The sequence below is a fragment of the Sporosarcina sp. SG10008 genome, assembly GCF_044569405.1.
Taxonomy (GTDB): Bacteria; Bacillota; Bacilli; order Bacillales_A; family Planococcaceae; genus Sporosarcina; species Sporosarcina psychrophila.
In genome coordinates, this window is sequence record NZ_CP172607.1 from 4,459,879 (window position 1) to 4,484,655 (window position 24,777).

Below are 24,777 nucleotides of genomic sequence, written 5' to 3' on the forward strand. Positions count from 1 at the left end.
TTACATCTCCTTCATTTGTAAAATCTCTTTAAGTTTTCGGAAGGTCTCAACGAATGTCTCCAGTTCCTTTTCATCAATTCGATCTTTAAAAAGTTTTTCAATATTTTCATAGACCGCATTATTGGACGTTTGAAGAACCTCGATACCTTCCGATGTAAGTCGTATGATTTTGGCACGCTGATCGTTTTCGTCACGCTCGGATGTCACAAGTCCTTTTTCCTCCAACTTTTTTAAACGGCTCGAGACGGCGCTTTTATGTACACCTTGAATTGTGGCAAGCTTTCCGCTCGAAAGTGCTCCATAAGTAGAAAGGATTTTGAGTACTTGAATTTGCTCAGGAGAATACTCTTTCCAAATGGGAATATCCATGTTTTTAATAACATGTTCTGTCCCGAAAATCATTACTTCTTCGAATAAATCAACAGCTTCTAGTAGTTTTTCTCTCAATATAGTTTACCCCCTAAACCAATAATAGTAGTTTAGGGGGTAAACGAATAAATGTCAACGGCAAAGTAATCGGCCATTTTATGATAAACTGAAGGAAGTAGATACAAAGGGGACTGAGAAGCTATGACAAATATGTGGCATGAACGTTTTTCCGTTGAAGAATACGTCTATGGCAAAGAACCCAACGGATTTCTTGTGGAGGCGGCACAGCAATTACCGAAGGGTAAAGTGCTTTGTATCGCGGAAGGTGAAGGGCGTAATTCGGTCTACTTGGCAACGCTTGGCTTCGATGTGACTGCATGGGATTATGCGCCGGCAGGACTGGAGAAGACAAAGCAGTTGGCGGATGAAAAAAGTGTCGTTGTAAAAACGGAACTGCACGATTTGGCAGAAGTGGCATGGGAAGAAGAGCAGTGGGATGCCATCGTTCACATCTTCGGACATTTCCCGGGAAACGTTATGGACCGTACTCTAGCAGGGATTAAAAAGGCATTAAAACCTGGTGGATGCTATGTAAGTGAGTTGTATACGAAAGAACAGCTCCAGTACGGAACAGGCGGCCCACGGGTCGAAGAAATGCTGTGTAATCCTATTAAGATGCTCGAACAATTCGATGGTTATTTCGTCAAACACTTCCATATCGGGGAAGTCAATCGCGTGGAAGGCCAACTTCATACAGGAACCGCACACGTCGTGCAAAGTATATTTCAAAAAAGAGAGGAAGAATAATATATGAATGGAAAGAATCGTGCAGATGTAACACCAGGCTTAAAAGTAGCAGTTATCTTGAAAAAAGATCAGCGGTCGGGCTCGAAAACGGAAGGTGTCGTTAAAGATTTATTGACGAACTCAAGTTTCCACCCGCATGGCATTAAAGTACGCTTAGAAGACGGACAAGTTGGACGGGTTTGCGAGATTTTATAATAAGAAAAGACCTAAAAAGGATAACCATGCGCAGTCTATTGCCGCGCGTAGTTATTCTTTTTAGGTAATAATTCAGGTTGGGGTGGACCATCAATGAACTTGAAATAAGGAAAGACGATACCAATGATAGATACCAAACTTATCGCTAATCCAATCATTATATATAAAGGTCTAATTCCCCATAACTCACTAATAATTCCTCCAAAAACAATCCCAATTGGCATCGCCGTTCTACTAATTACTAATCTAACCGACATCACTTTCCCCATCATATGATTCGGAATCGCCCGCTGACAAATTGTGATGTTGTGAATACTGAAGAAAGCCATCATAATTCCTGCAATAATTTCGACGATAATCGCTAAAATGATTGCATTAATAATTCCTAACGAAATGTAGGTTAATCCACCGATTACTAGGGATCCTAACATGAACATTCTTCGACTTCGGAATTTTATCTTTCCAATTAACAGAGATCCGATGACATAACCCAATGGAAAGCCAGCCATAAAGAGGCCATAATCTTCATAATTCCCCTTCAGCACATCCGTGATATACGGTAAATTAATCACCATTGTGACACCAACGCCAAATTGGACGAATGCAAGGAAGATTCCCAGCCACACGATTGTTCGTTCTTTAAAAAAGTAATGGATGCCTTCCTTGAATTGTTCCAACCAAGTCTTCCGTATATCTTGAGGAACTCGTTGCTCGTCCATCCGTAACAGCAAAAATCCACTTAGCGCAAGCAATATAAACACGAGTAACAGAGTGAAATCCGTCCCTATATAATTAATAACAACTCCACCAGCCATGGGTGCTAAGAACATCATAAGCCTCGTTGTACCATCGAGATAAGCATTGGCCGTACTTAACTGTTCCTTAGCTACGATTGTCGGTGTAATCGCTTGACTTGCAGGAACGTAAAGTGGGGTGACAAGGCCAATGATGACCTGAACTACATAGATATGCCAAACTTCCAAATGGCCAAGGAACATTGATAAAAGTGGCACCAGAAAAATCAATGCCCGTGTCCACTGGGAGAAAATCATAATCCATTTGCGACTCCATTTATCAATGAACGGCCCACTGACGAGTTGAAACACGATTGAGGGGAGAAAGTACAGTAACCACATACTACCCAACGCCAGTTTTGACCCCGTGAGTTCATAAACAATAATCGAATTGCAAAACGTGCCAAAGGAGCCGCCCAGTTCGGATATGGCACTCCCCGCCCACAATGAAACGAAGCCCCTATTTTTTAAGACAGTAGTGTTCATAAGCTGCCGCTCCTTCAAGTATTATTGGGTTAAATAGAGTTCCAACTCTTTGGGCAGGGAAGCAACGGACTTTTCTTTCAAATAATAATTGGAGGATTTTTGACCAACTAAAGAGGCGGCCTTTAAAATTTTTAAATGATGATGAACAGTTGATTTCCCTAATTCGAGCTGCTCAGTTATATCCTTTAACGTGCAATCTTGTTCAGATAAAAGCTTAACCATGCGAAGCCGGACTTCATCTCCCAATGCTTTATGTTTCTGAATTAAAAAGTAATCGGGAAGATACTTATCAGTTGGATCAATGCTTGTGTTCGGAATCGGATAATAAAAAACTTTCGTTTCTTCAATATCCGATACAATCGTCCAAGGCCGGTACGTCAATTGGGGAATCAATAAAACACGATGAACGCTTGGCTCAGGAATATACTCTGTTCCATTTGTGGCCCATGCAACAAATTCTTCAGGCGTCAGTTTCTCTTTCATATTTATTTTTTCATCGAGATCTCTTTCCAAGATGGCTAACAAGGGATTCGTGTCTGCATCAAGAACTGTTTCAGTCCACAAAGACATGACAGTTAGTAAATGCTTTTTAAAGTCAACGCCATTTACATTGCTAATAAAGTCAATATAAGCAGGTAGAAAAGGGTTTTCCTTTGCTACTTGTTTTATTAAATCGACAGCAACTTTATCACCATTCGCCGCAAGCATCCTACTTTCTTGTAAATCTGTTCCGAAGTATGGGAGACAAGTATACTTCAGTTCAACATCGCTTAAATTGTTGACATAAATCTTGAATTTTTCAATGTCATTCGAATTTCTTTCAAAAGCGTGTAAAAGTTGAAGTAAACTTTTCCATGTATTGTGTTCTTCAACGTAATTCAGTTCGATAACTAACTCGTCAGGTATTTCATTTCGAAGTAATTCAAATGTCCTTTTTTTCTCGAGCGTGTCTAGCAGCGGTGTATTTGTGATCGCTGCAATACCTAATGCACATTCCCATAATAGAGAATACTCGAGCTCCACTTTGTACGATTCTCTTTTTCTACCTGTAATTGTTAATGTATTCACAGTAATCCGCCTCCTCTTTCGGTAAAGTATACCTGTTTAGAATGAGGAGTTCAATTATTGTGGAATATTTTATTCGATTAATGTTGAACGATGACGTGTAAATCATAAATAGATAGGTTGTGACTTTTATCCGTTCAAACGTGAACGTTTAAAAATCACGTTTGTTTGAGAGTTGTTTGAGATGGATGGACGAGTGAGCGTTCACCCTACGCAGCAAGAAATCCCAATAATGGTGCAGTAGTCGTTCAGTCCAAAGTGATCCGAGAGCATCTGTGAATAGGGCGTCTAGTGTTTAAACACAAAAGCAAGCAGTTATTTACTGGTTAATCAACAATTGTGTATTGGAAAAATTTGTATGGAGGGAAACGTCTCGATAGGAGTGGGTGCACAATGAAGATTGTTCTAAAAGTAACCGGGAAAATCAAGCGAAAATCGTTCGGATTGATAGTAATACAGTTTCAATCAATGGAGTTGAACTTAATGTGCAAAAAGATGTGTATGATTGGAGAGAACAGGAACGGGCTCAATTGAGGTTCGCTATACAGAAATGTTTTAATACTAAGGGGGACTCAGCTTGAAAAACATCCTAATGATTGCAACCATCCTAATGATTATTGTAGCGGCGACGATATTGGCGTTGCCATTGGCTTTTATATCTGTTTTATTCATAACGCCGAATATGTATTATATAATACCTTTGCTTATTGCAATCTACGTAATACTGGTTGTTCTGATTCTATTCAAAACGATAGGTTGGACGAAATATCCGAACGGAAAAAAAGCTTTTTATGGCGTTGCTGCGCTGATAGCCGTTGTGGCATTGTCTTTCACGGCTTCCGGTATATATAAGCAGAACTTGGACAGGTTGGAGGATACAGAAGTGAACCTGCAACAATACAGTCCGTTCGCATCTGGGACGAAAGCTATGAAACTGGACGAGCCAGCGACCTTGAAGCTGGAATCGGATTTACCTGTCATAGATGGTGCGACCGCGCTTTACCCAATGTATGCTGGATTCGCACAGGCAGTCTATCCAGAAAAGGAATACAACCTCTATAACAGTGAAGTGATGTCGAATATGACAAACGTAGCCTACGAAAAGCTCATTGATGGGGAAGTCGATATAATTTTTGTAGCAGGTCCTTCTTCTACTCAATTGGCATCAGCAGAACGAGCTGGCAAAGAATTAACGCTGACACCAATCGGTAAAGAAGCGCTCGTTTTTTTCGTCAATGCGAAAAACCCTGTAAAAACCTTGACGATGAATGAAATCAAAGGGATTTATTCGAGAGATATAACGAATTGGAAAGACGTAGGCGGAAAGAAAAAAGCGATACGGGCATTCCAGCGGCCACAAGACAGCGGCAGTCAGACTGCACTTCAAAACTTGATGGGTGACGTGCCGATCATGGATCCTCCTGTTGAAAATGTGATTGATCTTATGGGAGGAATTATTAATGAGGTATCGGACTATACGAACTACAACAATGCATTAGGCTTTACATTCAGATATTATTCAACCGAAATGGTCACTAACGATAAAATCCGATTGCTTCAAATTGAAGGGGTTGAACCGTCATCAGAAACAATCCGGTCCGAAGATTATCCTCTTACGGCTGATATTTATGCCGTGACTGCGGGCAGTGATAATTCACATATCGGGGAATTCATCGATTGGATTTTGTCTGACCAAGGACAGGCGATCATCGAGAAGACGGGGTATGTTACAAACCGATAGGCTGAAAACGGGATTGCTTTACTCGTAATAGTATAAGGAATAAAAACACTTCACGAATTTTTCACAACGAAAAGCTACACTGAAATTGATTTGATTATGTTCAAGTTTTTAAGTCCATAGTTTTAATCAGCAATTAAATTAGGAGGAATTACAGTGAAAAAGTTATTATTAATTACATTTGTCTTCATGTTTACTTTTACTACCAGTGCTCTGGCACATACAGGGTTAGAAACGTCTTCCCCAGAAGATGGAGAAGTTGTTACAGAAGAAATGCGCGAGATAGCCTTAACCTACGAAGGGAAAATCGAACAAGGCGGAACGTTAGAGGTCAGTAATTCAAATGGCCAATCTATTCCAGTTGAAGATATTTCCATAGCAGATACGCAAATGACAGGGACGTTTACAAATGCCTTGGAAAATGGTGACTATACAGTTGTTTGGAATATTATTGGAGCAGATGGTCATCCGATTGCAGGAGAATTTTCTTTCACTGTAGATGTTCCTGTATCTGAAACAGCAGTTGAAAATGAATCCGAAGCCGAAGCCAATTCACAAGATGTAAATCAAGATGAAACACCATTAGAAAATGTTGAAGATACTAAAACAAATGAACAAAGTCAATTACCTTCTTATCTCATTCCTGTAATCGTTATTGTCTTAATTGCAATTATTATGGGGATTTTCGTCGGGTTAAGGAGAAAAAAATAATAAATGTTTATGGTAATTGTTAGTGAAATACTTTTATATCTTTGCGTATCGCTTCTTATAGGAAGTTTTCTTATAGCTCTAGTACCGAGTTCTTTTCGACCGGAAGTAAACATACCAAGAAGTGTACAAATTATAGCTACAATCGGTATCGCAGTTTTCTCATTTGCGCCTGTTTTAGTGCTAATTATATATTTGTACGAGAATATGGGACTTTCTGAAACACTACAGACAGTTCTACTTACTTTTGAAGTCGGCAAAGCATGGATTTTCACTTTTCTAGTTGTCAATGTCTTGTTCATTTTTATCGTTTGGTTTGATGATCGTGAGAAACCAATCTACTCTTATATAGGAATCATTTTTGTTGTCATTTTAATCATGGGAATTGGGTGGGCTAGTCACGCTAGTTCCCTTGATCATGTAAAAGGATTTTTAACACATACTAGCCATTTTATAGCGGTGAGTATTTGGGTAGGAATCTTGCTTGTAGTTAGCTGGTTTTCAAAAGATCATTCAAACTGGTTGAATTTCTTAAAATGGTTCTCGCCTGTTGCCATTATTTGTTTTAGCATCACCATTGTGTCAGGACTTATTTTAATGACATTTGTAGTGGAGTTTAATGAATATGCCAATGCATGGATGCTTCCGTATGGTCAATTATTGTTATTAAAACATTTAACGATCATTCCATTACTGGTATATGCAGGGATCAACAGCATACTTATTAGAAAGAAGTTACTTAAGGATAATGACTTTAATCCAATACCTTGGACAAGAGTGGAAAGCATACTTATTTTGGTTGTTTTTTCGATAACGGCTGTATTAGGTCAACAATCGCCGCCTAGCGGAAACATATTGAAAAATGAAGGACCTTCCAAGCTGTTCAGTTTCTTTTATCAAGGTCAGTTTCAGCAAGGAATGAATGTCGAACTTGTAGCAAATGCCACAGGTCTCTCTCTTATACTGTTAGCGATTCTTTTCGTCGTTTTAACTGTGTACTCATTTATTAAGAAAGCACCGGTAATCGTAACTTTCATTTTGAGTATTCTTTTCATCTTTACAAGTTATTTAGCTTTACTACTTAGTATCCAATAGAAAAAGTGAAAGGTAGCTGACTTAGCTACCTTTTTTTCTATATAATGGGTACTATAGAGATTAAAATAAAGAATTCTAGTGAATTCGCTTCGGCGCTTCGGGATGCCTCTTGAACTAAGCGAGGGCACTGAAAAATTAGGACTTCCTTCAATCCCGTTGATTTCCGTTCCGAGCGGACGCTTTCCGCGGGCACGGCTTCAGCCAATCGAACAGCAAAGGGTTCGATTTGCCGTATTTCTGCGTTCTTTGCAGAAATTAAGGCATTCTTGCCCCGTGCTCCCAACGCTAGCGCTTTTGCTCGCAAAAGCCGTTCTTCGTAACGGCTCTTCCTGCGGGGTCTTCAGCTCGCGCTGTTCCCGCTGGAGTCGCCGCTCTTCACTACAATCAACTAGTTTTTACTTTAAAAAAGAACTTTTTCAGTGGCTACCCCATGTGAGGCGCCTTCACTTGGTTAATATAGGTTTCATTTGTCCAACATATATAGCGGTATTTACGTTGAACGCAGAGAATTGGAGGAGAGTCGAATGAATAAGCTGAATTTGATGGCAATGTTAGGAATCGAGCATCCAATCATCCAAGCACCAATGGCGGGTGTGACGACGCCAGAGTTTGTAGCAACATCTGCAGAAGCGGGGATTCTCGGTTCAATTGGGGCTGGGTATCTTTCGGCCGAAGAGACGCGGAATTTCATTCGTGAAGTGAAAAGTCTTACGATGAAGCCATTTGCGTTGAATTTGTTTGTTCCAGAAACGGTGAATCCGAGTCAGGAGCAATTACGGGGGGCATATGAAGCACTCCAACCGATAGGTAAGGAACTCGGGATTCCTCAGTGGAATACGCCATTTTCAAAAACGGAATTTGAAGGGCAAGTTCAGGTACTAATAGAAGAAGGTGTGAAAGTCTGTTCATTTACTTTCGGACTGCCGGACGAAAAAACTGTGCAATTATTGAAGGGAAATGATGTATTTCTAATAGGGACAGCGACTTCAATAGAAGAGGCAGAACTGGCGGAGCAGGTGGGAATGGATGCGGTTGTAGTACAAGGTAGTGAAGCAGGTGGGCATCGTGGTTCCTTTGTAGGCGAATTAAAATTGATTTCATTGAATGAATTACTGCTGAAAGTAGTCTCCTCCGTTCGACTTCCAGTTATTGCAGCGGGCGGCATTGCAAGTAAAGAAAAAATGGTGGATGTGTTAGCTAGCGGGGCACAAGCTGTTCAAATCGGAACTGTACTTCTAGCTGCTGACGAAAGTGGTGCACATTCGCTTTATAAGCAGGCAGTTTTGGACGCGGATAAAAGATGTACAGTGTTAACAAAGGCGTTCTCCGGTAAAATGGCACGCGGAATTAGCAACCGCTTCATCAGTGAAATGAATGAAGCAATCATTGCTCCGTACCCATTTCAGAATGATTTAACAAAAGAGATTCGTAAAGAGGCGGCAAAGCAAGGGGATACTGAATTCATGTCATTATGGGCGGGTGAAAGTGTGCATTTAAGCACCAGTGGAAAACTCAAGAACATTATTGAAAGATTTGTCTAACAACATAGTCCATTCGTCAATCTGATTTGGTACACTAGATATAAAAACGGCGGTGCATCATATGCGGAAATATATTGGGGAAATTGGACTTATCATTACAGCAATTATTTGGGGCAGCGGGTTTGTGGGCAGTGCCGTAGCCTTGGAATACTACACGCCGTATCAAATTCTGGCAGGGCGCTTTTTAATCGGCGTACTCATTTTAGGAATCGTATTTAATAAACGGCTAAAAACGATAAAGAAAAGCACATTTATAAAAGGGTCGATATTGGGGATTTTCCTCTATATCGCCTTTGCGCTTCAAACGGTAGGTTTACAATATACGACACCTTCAAAGAATGCATTTTTAACTGCTATCAATGTAGTTATTGTTCCTTTTATAGGGCTCGTCATTTATAAAAAGAAAATCGATATTTTTGAACTCGGTGGGGCATTTATGGCGATAATCGGAGTAGCGGTACTATCACTTAAATTCTCTTCTGAAGTCAACGTAGGGGATCTACTAACATTATGCTGTGCAGTTGGATTTGCTTTCCATATTTTCTACACCTCTAAATTTGTAAAAGACGAGGACCCTATCCAGCTAACGATTATTCAAATGATGGCAGCAGCAGTCATCGGGTGTCTGTTTGTAGTATTTAAAGGTGAAACAACTTTTTCTACGCAAACGGAAGGTTTGATTCCACTCCTCTATCTGGCAGTTTTTTCGACAACAATCGCATTTCTATTACAGACAGTTGCCCAAAAGTACATAACAGAAACAAAAGCAGCAATCATTCTATCTACCGAATCATTTTGGGGCATGGCATTTTCCGTTGCGATTTTAAGTGAAGTGATGACGGTGAAAATGGGTGTTGGAGCGATTCTTATTCTTGGAGCGATTGTATTATCCGAGACAAAGCTTAGTTTTTTGAAAAAGAAACAGGTGACTGGAGTGCTTGAAAGGTGGGATGACGGTGTCTAAGGCTGTTTATTGTGAAAAGTGTTCTAAAGAAATTAAGTTTAGGGGAGATTTAGTAACCGCAACTTTATTTTTTGTTATAGTCGCTTATCATGAAGATTGTTATGTAAAAGACTTGAAAGGGTTCAAAGGACTTTTCTTAGATAATCAACCGCTTAACGGTTTTCTGGGTAACTTTTTGTTTGTCGCCGCAGTCTTGGTGAGTATCGGATTTGCTTTTGGTTCGATGAAGTGGGTCTCAATTATAGCCTTACTTCCAGTGTTATATAGGATATATTCTTACTTTAGGTTTGAAAGAAAATTGGAAAAATAGATAGGGAGTGTCCATCCCTCTCAATCCTAGACAGTAAATTTTCGGTGGCAGTCACGGAAAAGATGATTTAAAGAAAAAGGAGATTACAATGGAAATACACTACAAGTTAACTGAGGAAGATTACATACACTTCAATTTGTATCACATCAAAAATTCTAAAACTGGTAAGCGGGCGTTGGCGTTACAAAGGTTTATAACGCCATTATTCTTTATCATTATTTCCTATATTTACTCCTTGATAAGTGACATGTCGTTTCTACCGCTGTTTATCATTTTTTTAGTAACGAGTATTCTATGGGTTATGTTTTATCCGAAGTATTTTTATGGCCTCATTGCCCGTAATGCTAAGAAAATGATTAAAGAAGGTAACAATGATGGCCTAATAGGGAATCATCAACTGAAATTGACGGAAGAAGGATTAATGGATACGTCTTCAAATAAAGAAACAAAAGTAACTTGGTTAGGCATTACAAGTTTTCAAGAAGACGATGGATATTTCTTTCTTTACAATAGTTCAGTGAGTTCCTATATCCTGCCTAAAAGAGAGATAGATGATGTAGACGAAATGAGACAATATATCCAATCGAATTTAATGCAGTAAAAAAGCAATTGAAGAACTAAATGCATAGAAGTTTTTTTGAAGGGAGAATAAAAATACACCGAAAATGTATTCACTCTTTTAGCACTTTAATTTCTGCCTGCTGAAGTGAAAAGTATACATTTTTCGTACCGTCATTACGGTTTATCAAAGGTGGGACTTGGTTGAGAGCGGGTTATAGCATTTTAAGGGAAACTCATAGGAAAAGTTTCATACCTAAAGCAAATGATTACGGGTTAAAAGAAAGAGAGTTTGAAAACATTATCTTTTTTTAGAAAAAAGGTGACAGGCACTCGTTCAGTCGTGAAAGTTCAAACAATTCCATTTGTTTGAAATGACATGATTGTTTTAGTGCCAGTGCCTTTTTTAAAACTGAGCGAAGAAGCCTTCATAGGGGGGCCTCCCACCATAGCGGATTCAATGGAATTCTTTATTTCAACCTATATAACGCAGCATAGACAAGAAAACCCGTCGATGAAGAAGGACGGGGTTTTTGCGTTTTATCTTACGACTTTGCTTGTAAGTGGCTTCCTTGGCCCGTACTAAATAGTAATATATGCTAAGATGTAATTAATATTGGGAATAAATATACTTTATATATGAGGAGACATATTATGAAAGTTAAATTAGAAGATGTTGCGAAAGCAGCCGGGGTGTCCCCAACGACTGTATCTCGGGTATTGAATAATAGAGGTTACATTAGTGAGCTGACGAAGAAAAAAGTAGAGGACGCCATCGAAGAATTGGATTATTACCCGAATGACGTTGCAAGGTCTCTGTTCAAAAAGAGAACGAATTTTATCGGACTAATCGTTCCGACGGTTAGTAATCCTTTTTTTGGAGAATTATCGTTGTATATTGAAAATATCTGCTCATCTTTAGGGTATAAAATTATTCTTTGTAATAGTTCAGGGCAATTTGAAAAAGAGAAGGCTTATTCGACGATGCTGATTCGACATCAAGTAGACGGTATTCTTGTTTGTTCGTATAACCGGGGAATCGATACGTATAAGTATCCGAAGCTCCCGATTGTTGCGATTGACCATTACTTGGCACCGACAATACCTGTAGTCGGTTCTGATAATTATATGGGTGGAAAATTGGCGGTTCAGCATTTAATCGATCGAGGATGTCTGTCAATTATTCATATTAATGGTCCTCTTGAATTAGAAACCCCCACCCAATATAGAAGAAAAGCTTATGAGGATCTGGTCGATAATCCCGTTACATATGAACTGCAGTTTGATGAAGAGGATATTGTATTATCAATCAGAAAAATTTTATTGGAACGCCCTGAAACAGATGGCATATTCGCCAGTGATGATTTGATGGCAGCCGCCTGTTTGCAAGTTGCAAGAGAATTGAACATTCAAGTACCCGAACAATTAAAGGTCATTGGTTATGATGGAACAAAAACGACGAGGAGCTTATTACCTCAGCTCACGACGATTAAACAACCAATTGAGGAAATTGCTAAAACTTCTGTGAAAAAATTAATGGATATGATTGATAACTCGGAACTTTCAGGTCCGTATGAAACGGTGTTGCCAGTTCAGCTATTAATCAATGAGACGACCTAATTTTCATGGGATTAGGTTTTTTTATTTTATTTTATGTCAAGCGGTTGACATATGAAAGCGGTTAACATACTATTAACTCACAAATCAAAAAATACTTAAGGGGGCTATGTATAGAGATGATTACTGATTCAAAAACAAACCGTAAGAGAAAAAGTTTGTTTCAGTATATGAAACAAAACTATATGCTGTATTTATTTTTAGCTCCAGCGATTATTTTGACAATTATCTTTAAATATATTCCAATGTACGGATCAATTATTGCCTTTAAAGATTTTAGTCCTATGAAAGGGATATGGGGAAGTGATTGGGTAGGGTTTGAGCATTTTACAAAATTTTTAACGTCCCCAAACTTCGGAGACATTTTTATGAATACGCTTAAACTAAGTGTTTTCGGGTTAGTGTTAGGATTTCCGGTACCGATTATTCTGGCATTAATGTTAAATCAGGTGAAACGAGCATCCATTAAGAAAAATATTCAACTCATTCTGTATGCACCGAATTTTATCTCGGTTGTTGTTATTACAGGGATGCTATTTATCTTCTTGTCACCAACGGGACCTATTAATACGATTTTATCGTTTTTCATGGACAAGCCGATTTCGTTCATGTCTGATCCAGATGCATTTGTATCCATCTATATTCTTTCGGGTATTTGGCAAGGTGCAGGCTGGGCTTCTATCATTTATGTGGCAGCGCTTTCTAATGTGGATCCTCAGCTACATGATGCAGCAACCATTGATGGAGCATCATTGTTGCAAAGAGTAAAGCATATCGATCTTCCGACATTAAAACCTATGATGGCTGTTCTATTTATCCTAGCGGCAGGTGGAATCATGGGCATTGGATTTGAGAAAGCCTATTTGATGCAAACCGCCATGAATATTCCAACGTCTGAAATTATTGCAACCTATGTTTACAAAGTGGGGCTACAAGCCGGAGACTATGCATACTCATCGGCAGTTGGATTATTTAACTCCATTATCAATGTGATTTTGCTTATTTTTGTGAACTACGTAGTTAAAAAACTAAATGAAGGTGAAGGTCTTTATTAAAAGGGGGACAAGATAGAGATATGAATTATTCGAAAAAAGATCGATTTCTGCTCATGATAAATAAGTATTTCCTCATTATTGCGACGTTGATTATTCTGTTGCCTTTGCTCTATGTGCTGTTAGCCTCATTTTTAGAACCTAACGTTTTGCTAAGTAAAGGCATATCGTTCAATCCGGACGATTGGAGTGTGCAAGGCTATGTGAAAATTTTGCAAAACGAAGCGATTATTAGAGGGTTCTTTTACTCGATTCTGTACTCAGTTGGATTTGCTTTGGTGACAGTTATTGTTTCCATACTAGCTGCTTATCCATTATCGGTTGAGGGCTTTAGGGGTACGAAAGTCATTATGATTTTCTTCCTTATCACAATGTTTTTCAGTGGTGGTTTAATCCCGACGTATTTAGTGATCAAGGATCTAGGGATGTTAAATAGCATATGGGCTATTATTTTGCCAGGTGCGATTAGTGTCTGGAATATTATTTTAGCTAGAACATATTTCAAAGCCATTCCTAAGGAACTACAGGAAGCGGCAAAAATCGACGGGGCATCTGATTTACTTATATTCTTCAAGATTATTTTACCGCTATCTAAACCGATTATTTTTGTTCTTGCCTTATATGCCTTTGTAGGACAATGGAATTCTTATTTTGACGCCATGATTTACTTAGAGGATGCTAAATTGCATCCATTGCAATTGGTGTTACGTTCGATTCTTATCCAAAATGAAGTACAGCCTGGTATGATTGGCGATCAGCTTGCCATGGCAGAGTTGAAAAAGATGTCGGAAATGATTAAATACTCATCTATTATTCTTTCTAGTTTACCTCTAATCATTATGTATCCTTTCTTCCAGAAGTATTTTGAAAAAGGCGTAATGGTTGGTTCAATAAAATAAAAAAATGGGGGTTTTAGTATGAAAAAGAGCAACAAGGCACTAACAGCTTTACTCGTGACGGGATTATTATTTGCGGGATGTAGCAAAGATAGTGGCACGTCATCTGAAGCTTATGAGCTAAAAGATATCACATTTCCATTGGAAGAAGCAGTGAGCTTAAAATTCATGACACAAAGCTCACCTTTAGCACCGACAGATCCGAATGAAAAGCTAATTTACAAACGATTAGCAGAAAAGTCGGGTGTCAATATTGAATGGAAAAACTATACGACTGATTCATTTATTGAAAAGAGAAACTTGACGGTTGCGAGTGGTGATTTGCCAGATGCTATTCTAGACGCCGCTTACAGTGACTATGATCTTCAGAAATTAGGGAAGGATGGCACGATTATTCCCGTGGAAGATCTCATCGACCAGTATATGCCGAATTTGCAAAAGGTATTAGAAGCAAAACCGGAATACAGGTCTATGATTACGGCAACAGATGGCCATATCTACGCATTCCCTTGGATTGAGGAATTAGGAGCAGGTAAAGAAAACATTCACTCCATTGACACGTTTCCATGGATTAACGTGGATTGGCTAAACAACTTAGGATTGGACATGCCAACCAATGTAGAAGAGTTAAAAGAAGTGTTGCTAGCCTTCAAAAATGACGATCCAAACGGCAATGGACAAGCCGATGAAATCCCGCTTTCTTTCATCATTAACAAAGGCGGGGAGGATCTTGCATTTTTGTTCAATCCATTTGGCTTGGGGGATAATTGGGATCACACGGTCGTTTCCAACGACGGTGAAGTAATCTTTACAGCAGCAGACGAAGGTTACCGTGATGCCATGATGTACTTTGCGGACCTGTATAAAAATAACCTCATTGATGAAGAGGCTTTTGAACAAGACTTCAATACGTATGTGGCAAAAGGAAAAGACGAGAAATATGGTTTATATTTCACGTGGGATAAAGCGAACATTAGTGGCGACAACGATCACTATGAACTGATGCCTCCGCTTGCTGATGCTGAAGGCAATATCCATGTTGCGCGCACAAATGGCATGGGCTTTGACAGAGGGAAAATGGTTATCACAAGTGCCAATGAAAACTTAGAGTTAACAGCTAAATGGATTGACCAACTTTATAATCCTGTGCAATCTGTGCAAAATAACTGGGGAACTTATGGAGATACAGAGCAACAAAATATCTTTGAGTTTGACGAAAATACCAATATGCTAAAACATCTTGCACTGGAAGGAACTGCCCCCGTTGAGCTAAGACAAAAAACAAATATTGGCGGACCATTGGCTATTCTTGATGAATACTATGGCACTGTTACGACAAAGCCAGATGACGCAATAGAAAGATTGGATTTAATGAAGGAAGTCATGTCACCGCATATGAATGCTGACAATATTTATCCGAAAGTATTTTTCTCTCTTGATGAGTTAAAAGAGCTATCGACAATCGAAGCAGATTTATTCGCTTATGTCCACAGAAAACGAGCAGAGTGGATTAAAAATGAAAAGGCAGAAGAAGAGTGGGGCGAGTATTTGGCGGAGCTAGATCGATTGAATTTCCCTACTTGGCTACAAATTAAACAAGATGGTTATGACCGAAATTCAAACTAACAGAGGAGGAAATAGTAATTGACGACTTTTAATCTTGAGAAGTATAGACCAACCTTGCACTTTGCACCACAGAAAAATTGGATGAATGATCCGAACGGAATGGTTTATTTTAAAGGTGAATATCATTTATTCTTTCAGCATAATCCAAATGATAGCATATGGGGTCCCATGCATTGGGGCCATGCTGTCAGTCGGGATATGATTGAATGGCAGGAATTGCCGATCGCCCTCTATCCAGATGAACTAGGGACCATTTTTTCAGGAAGTGCTGTAGTAGACTGGCATAATACAACGGGTCTTTTCCCGGATGAGCCAGGAATTGTAGCGATTTTTACGCATCATTTGGATAAGGCTGATGGAACGACGGCTATTCAAACGCAAAGTCTTGCCTATAGTCATGACCAAGGCCGAACATGGACGAAGTACGAAGGGAATCCTGTACTCGGGCACCCGACAAAAGTAGATTTTAGGGACCCGAAAGTGTTTTGGCATACTAAAACGGCAAAGTGGCTGATGACGTTAGCAACAGGACAAACGGTGACTTTTTACTCGTCACCGAATTTAATAGACTGGCAATTTGAAAGTGAGTTTGGGGATAATATTGGCTCCCATGATGGTGTTTGGGAATGTCCTGATCTATTTGAATTAGTCGTGGATAATAGTGAAGAGAAGAAGTGGGTGTTATTGGTCAGTATTGGGGACAACCCTCAATTTGATAGTGGCTCAAGAACGCAATACTTTGTAGGTTCTTTTGATGGCTCTACTTTTACAGCTGACCATCAAGAGATTCAATGGCTAGATTTTGGAAAAGACAATTATGCTGGTGTTAGTTTTTCAGATATTCCTACTGAGGATGGTCGAAGAATATATCTGGGCTGGATGAGTAATTGGCGCTATGCCAACGAAGTACCGACTGAGGGTTGGAGAAGCCAGATGACGTTGCCGAGAACGTTAGCGTTACAACATGTTGGAGATCAGCTACTGGTCGTTCAAAATCCCGTCAAGGAACTAGATTCATACTTTACGAAAGTTGTTGAAATTGACGATGTGCTAATCAACGGCGAAGAGACAAAAACGTTTGCGGTGGATAAGTCGAGTGTGGAGATTGTTTTAACGATTGATAATAATGATGCGAAGCAATTCGGTGTCGAGTTGTCCCATACGGAAAGCCAAAAAACGTTGCTAACGATAGATGCAGAGACGAATTATGTCACGTTGGATAGAAAGAATTCGGGAGAGATTACATTCTCGGAAAACTTTTCGAATCGCCAAGAGTTGAACCTGCAAGTTACAAATCAGATGAAATTGCGTATTATTGTAGATTCTTCTTCTATTGAAATATTCTTGAATGAGGGTGCTTATGCTGTAACGAGCCTGATTTATCCGGATAAGGTCTGTGAAGAGATTGCCCTATTCGCATCAGGTGGAGCTATCCAATTAACAAATAGCTATATTTCAGTATCTCACTCATTATGAGTATGGAGAGGAGAATGTATCTTGCTAGGTGCAATTGAAGCGGGTGGAACAAAGTTTGTCTGTGCTGTGGGGGATATGGATTTTAATGTAATTGAGCTGATTGAAATTCCAACAACAACCCCTACTAAGACTATGGAGAAAGTTCAGGAATTCTTTCAAAAATTTGAGATTCAAGCATTAGGAGTAGGCTTATTCGGTCCGGCTGATATTAACCCGAACTCTGCAAGTTATGGTTGTATTACAACGACGCCTAAAGTACAATGGCAGCATTTTAATATCCTGTCTTCGTTAAAAGAGTACTTGGATGTCCCGATAGTGTTCGATACGGATGTCAATATTGCAGCATTGGGAGAGGCGGAGTTTGGAGCTGCTCAGGATGTTGATAGCTGTATCTATATCACGATTGGGACTGGAATCGGCGTGGGCGCGGTGAATAATGGCAAAATGCTGCATGGAATTAGTCATCCTGAGATGGGGCATGTCACGGTCAGAAGACATCCAGATGATCATTTCGAGGGCGGTTGTCTATTCCACCTAGATTGTTTGGAGGGACTAGCTTCTGGACCAGCGATTGAAAAAAGATGGAACCAGAAAGCTATGTTGCTTGAAGGTCGACCGGAAGTGTGGGAAATCGAAGGCTATTATATCGCTCAAGCGTTAATGACGTATATTCTAACGCTATCACCCGAAAGAATTATTCTAGGTGGTGGGGTCATGAGGCAAAGACAATTGTTGCCCGTTATTTACAAACATTTGCAGGCGATGAATAATCATTATTTGGTTTTCCCGCAGCTGGAGGACCAGATGGCTAATTATATTGTAACACCTGGCATTGAAGGGTTTTCGGCGATTAAAGGTGCATTTTATTTGGCGAAGGTTGAGTTGGAATAGGGAATCCTTTCGCTCAAATTTTATAGTAATAGGGGAGACCTACAATGAAAACAGAGAAAGAAAAAATGCTAGCTGGCGAATTGTATTGTCCCTCGGATCTTGAATTAACAAAAGAACGGGAAAACGCTCGTCGTTTAACGAGGTTATTTAATGGGACGATGGAAAATGAACATAGGGAACGGACTAAATTATTAAAAGAGCTATTTGGTTCAACTGGTAAGGAACTTAATATTGAGCCTAGCTTGCGTTGTGATTATGGATCTAATATTCATGTCGGTGATAACTTCTACGCTAATTTTGATAGCGTGTTTTTGGATGTATGTGAAATTAGGATTGGTGATAATTGTATGATTGCTCCCGGTGTACATATTTACACAGCTACACATCCAGTAAATCCATTGGAACGAATTTCGGGTGTAGAGTATGGCAAGCCAGTTACAATTGGTGATAATGTGTGGATTGGCGGGAGAGCTGTTATTAACCCTGGAATAACCATCGGAAATAATGTAGTGATCGCATCAGGAGCGATTGTGACAAAAGATGTACCGGATAATGTGATTGTAGGTGGGAACCCGGCGAAAATTATTAAAGAGATTGATGTAGAGGGACGCCTACTTAATTCAGCGGATTTTGAGAAACGCGGGTAGATTCATAATACGAAGAAAAAATCGGTTAGAGAAATAATCATTTCTCTAACCGATTTTAATTTGCACAATATATTCAGCTTGGCAGACAACGATGGGCGAACACAAGAATCCCGTAACTGTTTGTCCAAGATTTAAAAGAGGTTTGAGTGCTGAACGTTGACCTTTAAACAGTAAAGAACTTTAATGCGTAAGTTTTACAGCTTTGAGATTTAAGCCTTGAGCTTTTATCATCATTACTTGTAGATTAAGTTGTAAGTTGGGTGTTGGTTTTACTTGTTCCCCAAAGAAATACCAACAAAAGAAGGGTCTTGTGGATATCGTTTTCGAATACTCATGCAAGGCTAGTTATACGTTAACTGTTGTAAGTGCATTCGATTCAGAAAGCACTGCGTCTACTTCTGCTTTGAAGTTTGTAATTTTTTCATCTAATGCTTCGATTCGTGTACTGATTTTGAGTGGATCGATTAAAATATATTCATTTCGTTCCATGAATGCCTTTGTATGTAGCTCAACTTCTTCTTTTTTTGCGTTTTCTTTGCTACCTAAAATAGCCGTTAAGTACTCTTCTAAGCGTTTTGGAAGGGACTCATTTTCTTTTGTGAGCTTGTTTATGGCTATTCTCCGGGCTTCAATCATGGAGGTCAGTAACTTTTCTTCATTTTCAATAGAGGTTTTACGCTCGATTGCTTTGGCAACAGTCATAGTTTCACCAGCGACGATTACTTCTGTCATTGCGTTCGATTGTACAATTGCATCTTTAATGTGGATGCGTCGTTCGATTAATGAAACGACTTTATCAAAACCTGATTGGATTGTTTTTTCGTAGTCTTCGATGGAAAGGCCTTTAATTTTTTGAGCAGATTTGCGGTCTGTTGCCACATGATCTGCTTCATTAATAGCTTTCGCAATGCGCTCGTTTAAGGTTTTTAATTCTGATAAAGCGCGATGGATCGACATTGTTTGCATAGTCGTCATTTAATCATCCTCCATAATGGCTTTGTTTATGAAAGTATACCATAAATAACCAGTATTGACAGTGAGGAAGTGGATAGATGACATTGGTAGTTGTGGACAAGGTTTGTGAAATTATCCTCGGTTATTTACAGGGAACGGTGTTGCTTTTGCTAATCATAAACTCACTCCCTGCTTTATTAAAAACTGAAAATAAAGATATGTATACAAGTGAGTTTAAAGTATAATTTAGGGAATGTTCTTTTTAAATTGGGGGGATTTCGCTGTTAGACTTGCTTGTCATAATGTTGGAAAGAGTGGGCATGATTGTAGCAGTTGCCTTCATTTTAACTCGTTTTCAGTTCTTTAAAGATTTGGTTCATCATGACAAATTGAATCGCAAGCAGGAGCTTACGGCGATTTTATTTTTTGGTTTTTTCGGAATTGTGGGTACGTATTTTGGGGTTGCGCTTAATATGAATACACTGCATTTTAATAGTGTCGCAACGGTATTGACGTCGGATGAGGCAATTGCTAACTCGCGTGTTATTGGCGTTGTTGTTGCGGGTTTGTTAGGTGGCTATCGTGTGGGGATTGGGGCTGGACTGATTGCCGGTATTCATCGCATGACATTGGGTGGGTTTACTGCAATCTCTTGCGGTCTGTCAACAATCGTTGCTGGCGTGGTGGCTGGTGCTTTTTATCGGAAGGGGAAAGCACTTAAACCGCTTACTGTTTTTGGCATTGGTGCACTTGCGGAAGCCATGCAGATGAGCATGATTCTGTTGATTTCCAAACCGTTTGAGAAAGCATTCACTTTGGTTGAGGTAATCGGCGTGCCGATGATTCTGGCCAATGGTGTCGGTACGGCCCTTTTTCTGTTGATTGTCCATAATGTCATCAGTGAACAGGAGAAAGTGACGGCAATGCAGGCGCAGAAAACGCTGCGCATTGCGAACCAGACACTCGGCTACTTGCGAACGGGCATGAACACTGACACGGCGCAAGCTGTCTGCACGATTTTATTCCGCGAATTACAACCCAGTGCGGTCGCCATGACTAATAAAACGGATATCCTTGCCCATGTTGGAATAGCGAGTGATCATCACAAGATAGGCAGCCCGATTCGTACGGATGAAACAAGAGATGTCATTCATCATGGCGAGTTGGTTGTTGTCAATGATGGTACCATCCACTGTGATTATCCGGGCTGTCGATTAGGAGCAGCAGTAATTGCGCCCCTCATAAGGCGTGGAGAAACGATTGGGACACTAAAACTGTATTATCCAACTGAAAAAGTGATTACGGATGTCAGCATCGAACTGATTGCTGGACTGAGTTCACTATTAAGTAACCAATTAGAAATCGCGGAAACAGATCGTGCGTATCAGTGGGCAAAAGAAGCAGAAATCAAAGCATTGCAGGCCCAGATTAGCCCTCACTTTTTATTTAATTCGCTAAATATGATTATGTCCTTGATTCGCACGGATCCCGATCAGGCGCGAAAGTTACTGACGTCTTTGTCTTACTTTTTACGGCAAAACGTGACAGGTACAACGGCAACTCAAATATCCCTAGAGCAAGAACTATCGCATGTAAAATCATATTTGGAAGTTATAGAAGCAAGATTTGTAGATAGACTGACGATTTTGTATGATGTCGATGACAATCTATTGGCTGAAAAGATTCCCCCTTTCACATTGCAGCCAATTGTTGAGAATGCCATTCACCATGGCATTAATGATATGGAGAAAAACAGTATCATCAAAATGACCGTGCATAATGTAGGTACAGAAATCGAAATCAGAGTGGAAGACAATGGGAAAGGAATCACTCCTGAACGGATTGCGATTTTGGGCTCGGCCCAGATTGAGTCTGAAACTGGAACTGGAGTGGGGCTATTCAATGTCAATCGCCGCTTAATGATGACGTTTGGTGACCAAGCCGCATTATCAATCAAGAGTGAACGAAATGAGGGGACAACAATTTCGTTTCGTATTCCCAAATTGGAGGTAGGCGTGTGATGCGAACAATCCGTACCTTAGTCGTAGATGATGAACGATATGCCCGTGAAGAATTAACATATTTACTTAGCAAATTTCCCGATGTGCAAGTGGTGGGGGAGGCAGAAAGTGGAGAGGCTGCCATATTAAAAACAGTGCAGTTAATGCCAGACGTCGTTTTTTTGGATGTGGAGATGCCCAAAATGAATGGGGTTGAGGTAGCTAAAGTACTGGTAGAATTAAAAAAAGTCCCGCTCATCATTTTTGCAACCGCTTATCCCCAATTTGCAGCGGAAGCGTTTCGAATTAATGCCATTGATTATTTATTAAAACCGTATGATGAAGAGCAGTTGAAGCAAACGATTCATCGGATTGAAAAAATAGTGTATCCATCTCTACCACCTGATACCGCAGAAAAACTTGGAAAATTGGCAGTAGAAGCAGGTGGCGAGATTGATTATATTCTTCCACAAGATATTTTGTATATGTATCGGGATGAAAAAGTGACCAAAATCATTACTCGAACGGATAACTATGAAATACGGACAACATTAAAAGAACTTGAAAGTCGATTGGTACCGTTTTCATTTTTTAGGATTCATAAAGGCTACCTCGTTAATTTGATATATGTCAGCCGATTGACGCCCTGGTTTAACGGTGCTTATCGGCTTGAACTGGAAGGTCTGGATGAGAAACTTTCCGTCAGTAGAAATTATGTGAAGAATTTGCGGGAAAGGTTGGAATTATGATTTTCAACTGATTCTAATTCTTGTTAGCTATAATCACCGCGTGAAAGTCCGAAGTGGTTTAACTTGTTAATTCATTATATACCTGTTGAGCCTCCTTGTTTGCCTGTTATTCTGCCAAACTAGCATGTTACGCCGAAAAGCTTCTATTTCAGAAAAATTGCCATAGACTGAATATATGGGATTACATTCTGAAAAGGGGAATGAAGAGTAGGTAGTGTGGCACGGTAGATTTAACAAAAGTGAATAGGGGTGTATAAATGATTACATTTTTTAGCGCAATTGTACTGTTAGTCGTCGGATACTTTACGTACGGAAAATTCATTGAAAAGATTTTTGATCCTGCTGATGCTCGAAAGACACCTGCTTATGCAAATGCAGATGGCATTGACTATGTGCCGATGAATAAACATAAAAATGCGTTAATCCAACTCCTGAATATAGCAGGAACAGGCCCGATTTTTGGACCTATTATGGGTGCTTTATTTGGACCAGTTGCGTTCTTGTGGATTGTTTTTGGAGCGATTTTTGCTGGGGCAGTGCATGACTATTTAACGGGCATGATTTCAATTCGGAATAAAGGGGCACATATTCCGGAATTGGCAGGAAAATTCTTGGGTAACGTTTCTAAGCATATTGTAAACGTTTTCGCTTTGTTACTCCTTCTATTAGTTGGAACTGTATTTGTCACGACTCCAGCATCGTTATTAAGTTTATTATTAAATGGTAAAGTAGCTATATGGATTTTGATAACTGTCATTTTTATTTATTATTTCTTATCTACAATTCTTCCGATTGATAAAATAATTGGTAGACTATACCCGTATTTTGGTGCTGTTCTGTTGATCGGAACAGTTGGGGTCGGAGGCGCTTTGCTATTCTCGGATTATACGATTCCGGAATTGACATTAGCCAATTTGCATCCAGATAATGTACCGATTTTCCCAATTCTTTTCTTCACTATTACTTGTGGTGCTTTATCTGGATTTCATGCGACACAATCACCAATTATTTCTCGAACAGTGCAAAAAGAATCACAGGGACGTTATGTATTTTATGGCATGATGATTACTGAAGCTGTTATTGCGATGATCTGGGCAGCTGCAGCGATGAGTATGTTGGATGGGCAAACATTAAGCGAATTCATCAAAACAGGTACGCCTTCCTCTGTTGTCAATGAAGTATCCATGACATTATTAGGAGCTGTTGGTGGAACGATTGCTGTATTAGGTGCTGTTGTACTACCCATTACGTCAGGGGATACAGCGTTCCGTGCCGCACGATCTATTATTGCTGATTACTTGAAGATTGATCAGAAAAAATTAGTGAAACGTTTAATGATTGCTGTTCCTTTGTTTGTTGTATCTGCTTTATTAACACAAATTGACTTCAACCTGTTATGGAGATACTTCTCTTGGGCAAACCAAGCGACTGCCGCTATCGCATTATGGATAGCGACCATGTATCTATTTATTAAAGGGAAGAACTACTTTGTGTCGTTAGTACCCGCGTTGTTTATCACCTATATGGTATTCGTTTATATCTTAAATCAAAAGATCGGATTTAATTTAGATTTAAAATTATCGTTTATAGTTGGGATTGTGTTAACTGCTATTTTGGCGGTGATGTTCTTTGTGAAAGCTAAGAAAAATAAAGCAAATAAGATAGAGACAGATGTAATTATTGAATAAGGATAAAAAGATGGACTCAATTGAGTTCATCTTTTTTATGGACAGCAAAAATTCCTCTGATTGAATTATCATTGTATAGTTGAATAAAGGAGGAGATTCACATGGAAACACGCGTCATTGAAGTTGAGGAGTTCAATGTTAAAGGGTATGGATTGAAAGGACCGCTGTCAGAAATTCCGGGTAAATGGGATGTGCTGAATATGGAACTTGCCGAGAACGGAATCGTTGCAGAAGAATCATTTGGACTTTGCTTAGCGATGAAAGATGGGGAAATTCACTACATCGCCGGCGTCAAATCGAATCTTGCCAAAGGATTGCAGAATACAGAAGAAGCTGTGGTCCCAGCTGGCAAGTTCGTCGTTGCAAAGGTAGAAGGTGGAGTCCACGCGATACCAACCGCGTTTAATGCACTTATGAAAACGGATGGTATTCAACTGCGAAATTGTTTTAGTTTTGAACGATATGTTCATCCTGAAGGTTCGAACGGGTATGACATTGAGGTTTGGCTACCGATTGAGTGATAGAAAAAAAGGTAACGAATTGTGTGTAAT

At 39.6% G+C, this 24,777-nt stretch carries 26 protein-coding genes; 22 read left to right on the forward strand and 4 right to left on the reverse strand.

Features of this window, described 5'->3' with window-relative positions:
* Complete coding sequence (locus ACGLYD_RS21020; protein WP_067204903.1) at positions 1-447, reverse strand: MarR family winged helix-turn-helix transcriptional regulator; 447 nt, start codon at positions 445-447, stop codon at positions 1-3.
* A 123-nt stretch (positions 448-570) separates the two neighbouring features.
* Here ACGLYD_RS21020 and ACGLYD_RS21025 point away from each other — a divergent pair, with 123 nt between their 5' ends.
* Positions 571-1,176 (forward strand): class I SAM-dependent methyltransferase, encoded by a 606-nt coding sequence (locus tag ACGLYD_RS21025; RefSeq protein ID WP_399630364.1) that lies wholly within the window; start codon positions 571-573, stop codon positions 1,174-1,176.
* Between the two features lie 3 nt (positions 1,177-1,179).
* Positions 1,180-1,371 carry a YwbE family protein gene (locus ACGLYD_RS21030; RefSeq protein WP_067204907.1) on the forward strand — a complete coding sequence of 64 codons (192 nt, stop codon included), beginning with the start codon at positions 1,180-1,182 and terminating at the stop codon, positions 1,369-1,371.
* A 35-nt stretch (positions 1,372-1,406) separates the two neighbouring features.
* Here the strand turns inward: ACGLYD_RS21030 and ACGLYD_RS21035 are convergent, their stop codons facing one another.
* Positions 1,407-2,651: an MFS transporter gene (locus tag ACGLYD_RS21035; protein WP_338653906.1), complete on the reverse strand. Its 1,245-nt coding sequence runs from the start codon at positions 2,649-2,651 to the stop codon at positions 1,407-1,409.
* Between the two features lie 21 nt (positions 2,652-2,672).
* Complete coding sequence (locus ACGLYD_RS21040; RefSeq protein ID WP_399630368.1) at positions 2,673-3,719, reverse strand: ArsR/SmtB family transcription factor; 1,047 nt, start codon at positions 3,717-3,719, stop codon at positions 2,673-2,675.
* A 383-nt stretch (positions 3,720-4,102) separates the two neighbouring features.
* On the opposite strand from ACGLYD_RS21040, the gene ACGLYD_RS21045 reads away from it, so the two are divergent.
* The 15 genes from ACGLYD_RS21045 (at position 4,103) to ACGLYD_RS21115 (ending at position 18,835) form a co-directional block, all read left to right on the forward strand.
* On the forward strand, positions 4,103-4,297 hold the full coding sequence (locus tag ACGLYD_RS21045) for a DUF5412 family protein (RefSeq protein ID WP_399630371.1): 195 nt from the start codon (positions 4,103-4,105) through the stop codon (positions 4,295-4,297).
* Entirely contained in the window at positions 4,294-5,457 is a 1,164-nt protein-coding gene (locus tag ACGLYD_RS21050; protein WP_399630373.1) for a PstS family phosphate ABC transporter substrate-binding protein, read from the forward strand. The genes ACGLYD_RS21045 and ACGLYD_RS21050 overlap by 4 nt, the downstream gene beginning before the upstream one ends.
* A gap of 153 nt (positions 5,458-5,610) precedes the next feature.
* Positions 5,611-6,165, forward strand: a complete 555-nt coding sequence (locus ACGLYD_RS21055) for a copper resistance protein CopC (protein ID WP_399630376.1) — start codon at positions 5,611-5,613, stop codon at positions 6,163-6,165.
* Between the two features lie 3 nt (positions 6,166-6,168).
* A complete protein-coding gene (locus ACGLYD_RS21060) occupies positions 6,169-7,257 on the forward strand; it encodes a copper resistance D family protein (protein ID WP_399630379.1) in 1,089 nt (362 codons plus the stop codon).
* Between the two features lie 524 nt (positions 7,258-7,781).
* Complete coding sequence (locus ACGLYD_RS21065; RefSeq protein WP_399630381.1) at positions 7,782-8,798, forward strand: NAD(P)H-dependent flavin oxidoreductase; 1,017 nt, start codon at positions 7,782-7,784, stop codon at positions 8,796-8,798.
* 61 nt (positions 8,799-8,859) lie between these two features.
* A complete protein-coding gene (locus ACGLYD_RS21070; protein ID WP_342539504.1) occupies positions 8,860-9,762 on the forward strand; it encodes a DMT family transporter in 903 nt (300 codons plus the stop codon).
* On the forward strand, positions 9,755-10,072 hold the full coding sequence (locus ACGLYD_RS21075) for a hypothetical protein (protein WP_399630383.1): 318 nt from the start codon (positions 9,755-9,757) through the stop codon (positions 10,070-10,072). The genes ACGLYD_RS21070 and ACGLYD_RS21075 overlap by 8 nt, the downstream gene beginning before the upstream one ends.
* 88 nt (positions 10,073-10,160) lie before the next feature.
* Complete coding sequence (locus ACGLYD_RS21080; RefSeq protein WP_067204926.1) at positions 10,161-10,673, forward strand: YcxB family protein; 513 nt, start codon at positions 10,161-10,163, stop codon at positions 10,671-10,673.
* Between the two features lie 611 nt (positions 10,674-11,284).
* A complete protein-coding gene (locus tag ACGLYD_RS21085) occupies positions 11,285-12,250 on the forward strand; it encodes a LacI family DNA-binding transcriptional regulator (RefSeq protein WP_340741291.1) in 966 nt (321 codons plus the stop codon).
* Between the two features lie 116 nt (positions 12,251-12,366).
* Positions 12,367-13,302, forward strand: a complete 936-nt coding sequence (locus tag ACGLYD_RS21090) for a sugar ABC transporter permease (protein WP_187046478.1) — start codon at positions 12,367-12,369, stop codon at positions 13,300-13,302.
* Positions 13,303-13,322: 20 nt separating this feature from the next.
* Complete coding sequence (locus tag ACGLYD_RS21095; RefSeq protein ID WP_187046479.1) at positions 13,323-14,198, forward strand: carbohydrate ABC transporter permease; 876 nt, start codon at positions 13,323-13,325, stop codon at positions 14,196-14,198.
* Positions 14,199-14,216: 18 nt separating this feature from the next.
* Positions 14,217-15,821 carry an ABC transporter substrate-binding protein gene (locus ACGLYD_RS21100; protein WP_399630387.1) on the forward strand — a complete coding sequence of 535 codons (1,605 nt, stop codon included), beginning with the start codon at positions 14,217-14,219 and terminating at the stop codon, positions 15,819-15,821.
* Positions 15,822-15,839: 18 nt separating this feature from the next.
* Positions 15,840-17,297 carry a glycoside hydrolase family 32 protein gene (locus ACGLYD_RS21105; protein ID WP_399630390.1) on the forward strand — a complete coding sequence of 486 codons (1,458 nt, stop codon included), beginning with the start codon at positions 15,840-15,842 and terminating at the stop codon, positions 17,295-17,297.
* Positions 17,298-17,318: 21 nt separating this feature from the next.
* Positions 17,319-18,188, forward strand: coding sequence for an ROK family protein (locus ACGLYD_RS21110; RefSeq protein ID WP_399630393.1), 870 nt, complete (start codon positions 17,319-17,321; stop codon positions 18,186-18,188).
* Positions 18,189-18,232: 44 nt separating this feature from the next.
* Entirely contained in the window at positions 18,233-18,835 is a 603-nt protein-coding gene (locus ACGLYD_RS21115; RefSeq protein ID WP_187046482.1) for a maltose acetyltransferase domain-containing protein, read from the forward strand.
* Positions 18,836-19,180: 345 nt separating this feature from the next.
* On the opposite strand, the gene ACGLYD_RS21120 is transcribed toward ACGLYD_RS21115, so the two are convergent.
* The gene (locus ACGLYD_RS21120) at positions 19,181-19,810 is read right to left on the reverse strand and encodes a hypothetical protein (RefSeq protein ID WP_338653888.1); all 630 of its coding nucleotides are present in this window, start codon (positions 19,808-19,810) and stop codon (positions 19,181-19,183) included.
* 77 nt (positions 19,811-19,887) lie between these two features.
* Here ACGLYD_RS21120 and ACGLYD_RS21125 point away from each other — a divergent pair, with 77 nt between their 5' ends.
* From ACGLYD_RS21125 to ACGLYD_RS21145, 5 genes are all read left to right on the forward strand, one after another.
* Positions 19,888-20,034 carry a hypothetical protein gene (locus ACGLYD_RS21125; RefSeq protein ID WP_187046484.1) on the forward strand — a complete coding sequence of 49 codons (147 nt, stop codon included), beginning with the start codon at positions 19,888-19,890 and terminating at the stop codon, positions 20,032-20,034.
* 75 nt (positions 20,035-20,109) lie between these two features.
* Positions 20,110-21,810, forward strand: a complete 1,701-nt coding sequence (locus ACGLYD_RS21130) for a LytS/YhcK type 5TM receptor domain-containing protein (protein WP_399630397.1) — start codon at positions 20,110-20,112, stop codon at positions 21,808-21,810.
* Positions 21,810-22,538 carry a LytTR family DNA-binding domain-containing protein gene (locus ACGLYD_RS21135; protein WP_338653885.1) on the forward strand — a complete coding sequence of 243 codons (729 nt, stop codon included), beginning with the start codon at positions 21,810-21,812 and terminating at the stop codon, positions 22,536-22,538. The genes ACGLYD_RS21130 and ACGLYD_RS21135 overlap by 1 nt, the downstream gene beginning before the upstream one ends.
* Positions 22,539-22,795: 257 nt before the next feature.
* The gene (locus tag ACGLYD_RS21140; protein WP_187046485.1) at positions 22,796-24,226 is read left to right on the forward strand and encodes a carbon starvation protein A; all 1,431 of its coding nucleotides are present in this window, start codon (positions 22,796-22,798) and stop codon (positions 24,224-24,226) included.
* A gap of 101 nt (positions 24,227-24,327) precedes the next feature.
* Positions 24,328-24,747, forward strand: coding sequence for a GyrI-like domain-containing protein (locus tag ACGLYD_RS21145; protein ID WP_338653882.1), 420 nt, complete (start codon positions 24,328-24,330; stop codon positions 24,745-24,747).
* Positions 24,748-24,777 lie beyond the last annotated feature (30 nt).

Coding starts and splice junctions, on each gene's coding strand:
- ACGLYD_RS21025 (WP_399630364.1), top strand. CDS start 571: ATGACAAATATGTGGCATGAACGTTTTTCCGTTGAAGAATACGTCTAT.
- ACGLYD_RS21030 (WP_067204907.1), top strand. CDS start 1,180: ATGAATGGAAAGAATCGTGCAGATGTAACACCAGGCTTAAAAGTAGCA.
- ACGLYD_RS21035 (WP_338653906.1), bottom strand. CDS start 2,651: ATGAACACTACTGTCTTAAAAAATAGGGGCTTCGTTTCATTGTGGGCG.
- ACGLYD_RS21060 (WP_399630379.1), top strand. CDS start 6,169: ATGTTTATGGTAATTGTTAGTGAAATACTTTTATATCTTTGCGTATCG.
- ACGLYD_RS21065 (WP_399630381.1), top strand. CDS start 7,782: ATGAATAAGCTGAATTTGATGGCAATGTTAGGAATCGAGCATCCAATC.
- ACGLYD_RS21070 (WP_342539504.1), top strand. CDS start 8,860: ATGCGGAAATATATTGGGGAAATTGGACTTATCATTACAGCAATTATT.
- ACGLYD_RS21080 (WP_067204926.1), top strand. CDS start 10,161: ATGGAAATACACTACAAGTTAACTGAGGAAGATTACATACACTTCAAT.
- ACGLYD_RS21085 (WP_340741291.1), top strand. CDS start 11,285: ATGAAAGTTAAATTAGAAGATGTTGCGAAAGCAGCCGGGGTGTCCCCA.
- ACGLYD_RS21090 (WP_187046478.1), top strand. CDS start 12,367: ATGATTACTGATTCAAAAACAAACCGTAAGAGAAAAAGTTTGTTTCAG.
- ACGLYD_RS21095 (WP_187046479.1), top strand. CDS start 13,323: ATGAATTATTCGAAAAAAGATCGATTTCTGCTCATGATAAATAAGTAT.
- ACGLYD_RS21100 (WP_399630387.1), top strand. CDS start 14,217: ATGAAAAAGAGCAACAAGGCACTAACAGCTTTACTCGTGACGGGATTA.
- ACGLYD_RS21115 (WP_187046482.1), top strand. CDS start 18,233: ATGAAAACAGAGAAAGAAAAAATGCTAGCTGGCGAATTGTATTGTCCC.
- ACGLYD_RS21120 (WP_338653888.1), bottom strand. CDS start 19,810: ATGACGACTATGCAAACAATGTCGATCCATCGCGCTTTATCAGAATTA.
- ACGLYD_RS21125 (WP_187046484.1), top strand. CDS start 19,888: ATGACATTGGTAGTTGTGGACAAGGTTTGTGAAATTATCCTCGGTTAT.
- ACGLYD_RS21130 (WP_399630397.1), top strand. CDS start 20,110: ATGATTGTAGCAGTTGCCTTCATTTTAACTCGTTTTCAGTTCTTTAAA.
- ACGLYD_RS21135 (WP_338653885.1), top strand. CDS start 21,810: ATGCGAACAATCCGTACCTTAGTCGTAGATGATGAACGATATGCCCGT.
- ACGLYD_RS21140 (WP_187046485.1), top strand. CDS start 22,796: ATGATTACATTTTTTAGCGCAATTGTACTGTTAGTCGTCGGATACTTT.
- ACGLYD_RS21145 (WP_338653882.1), top strand. CDS start 24,328: ATGGAAACACGCGTCATTGAAGTTGAGGAGTTCAATGTTAAAGGGTAT.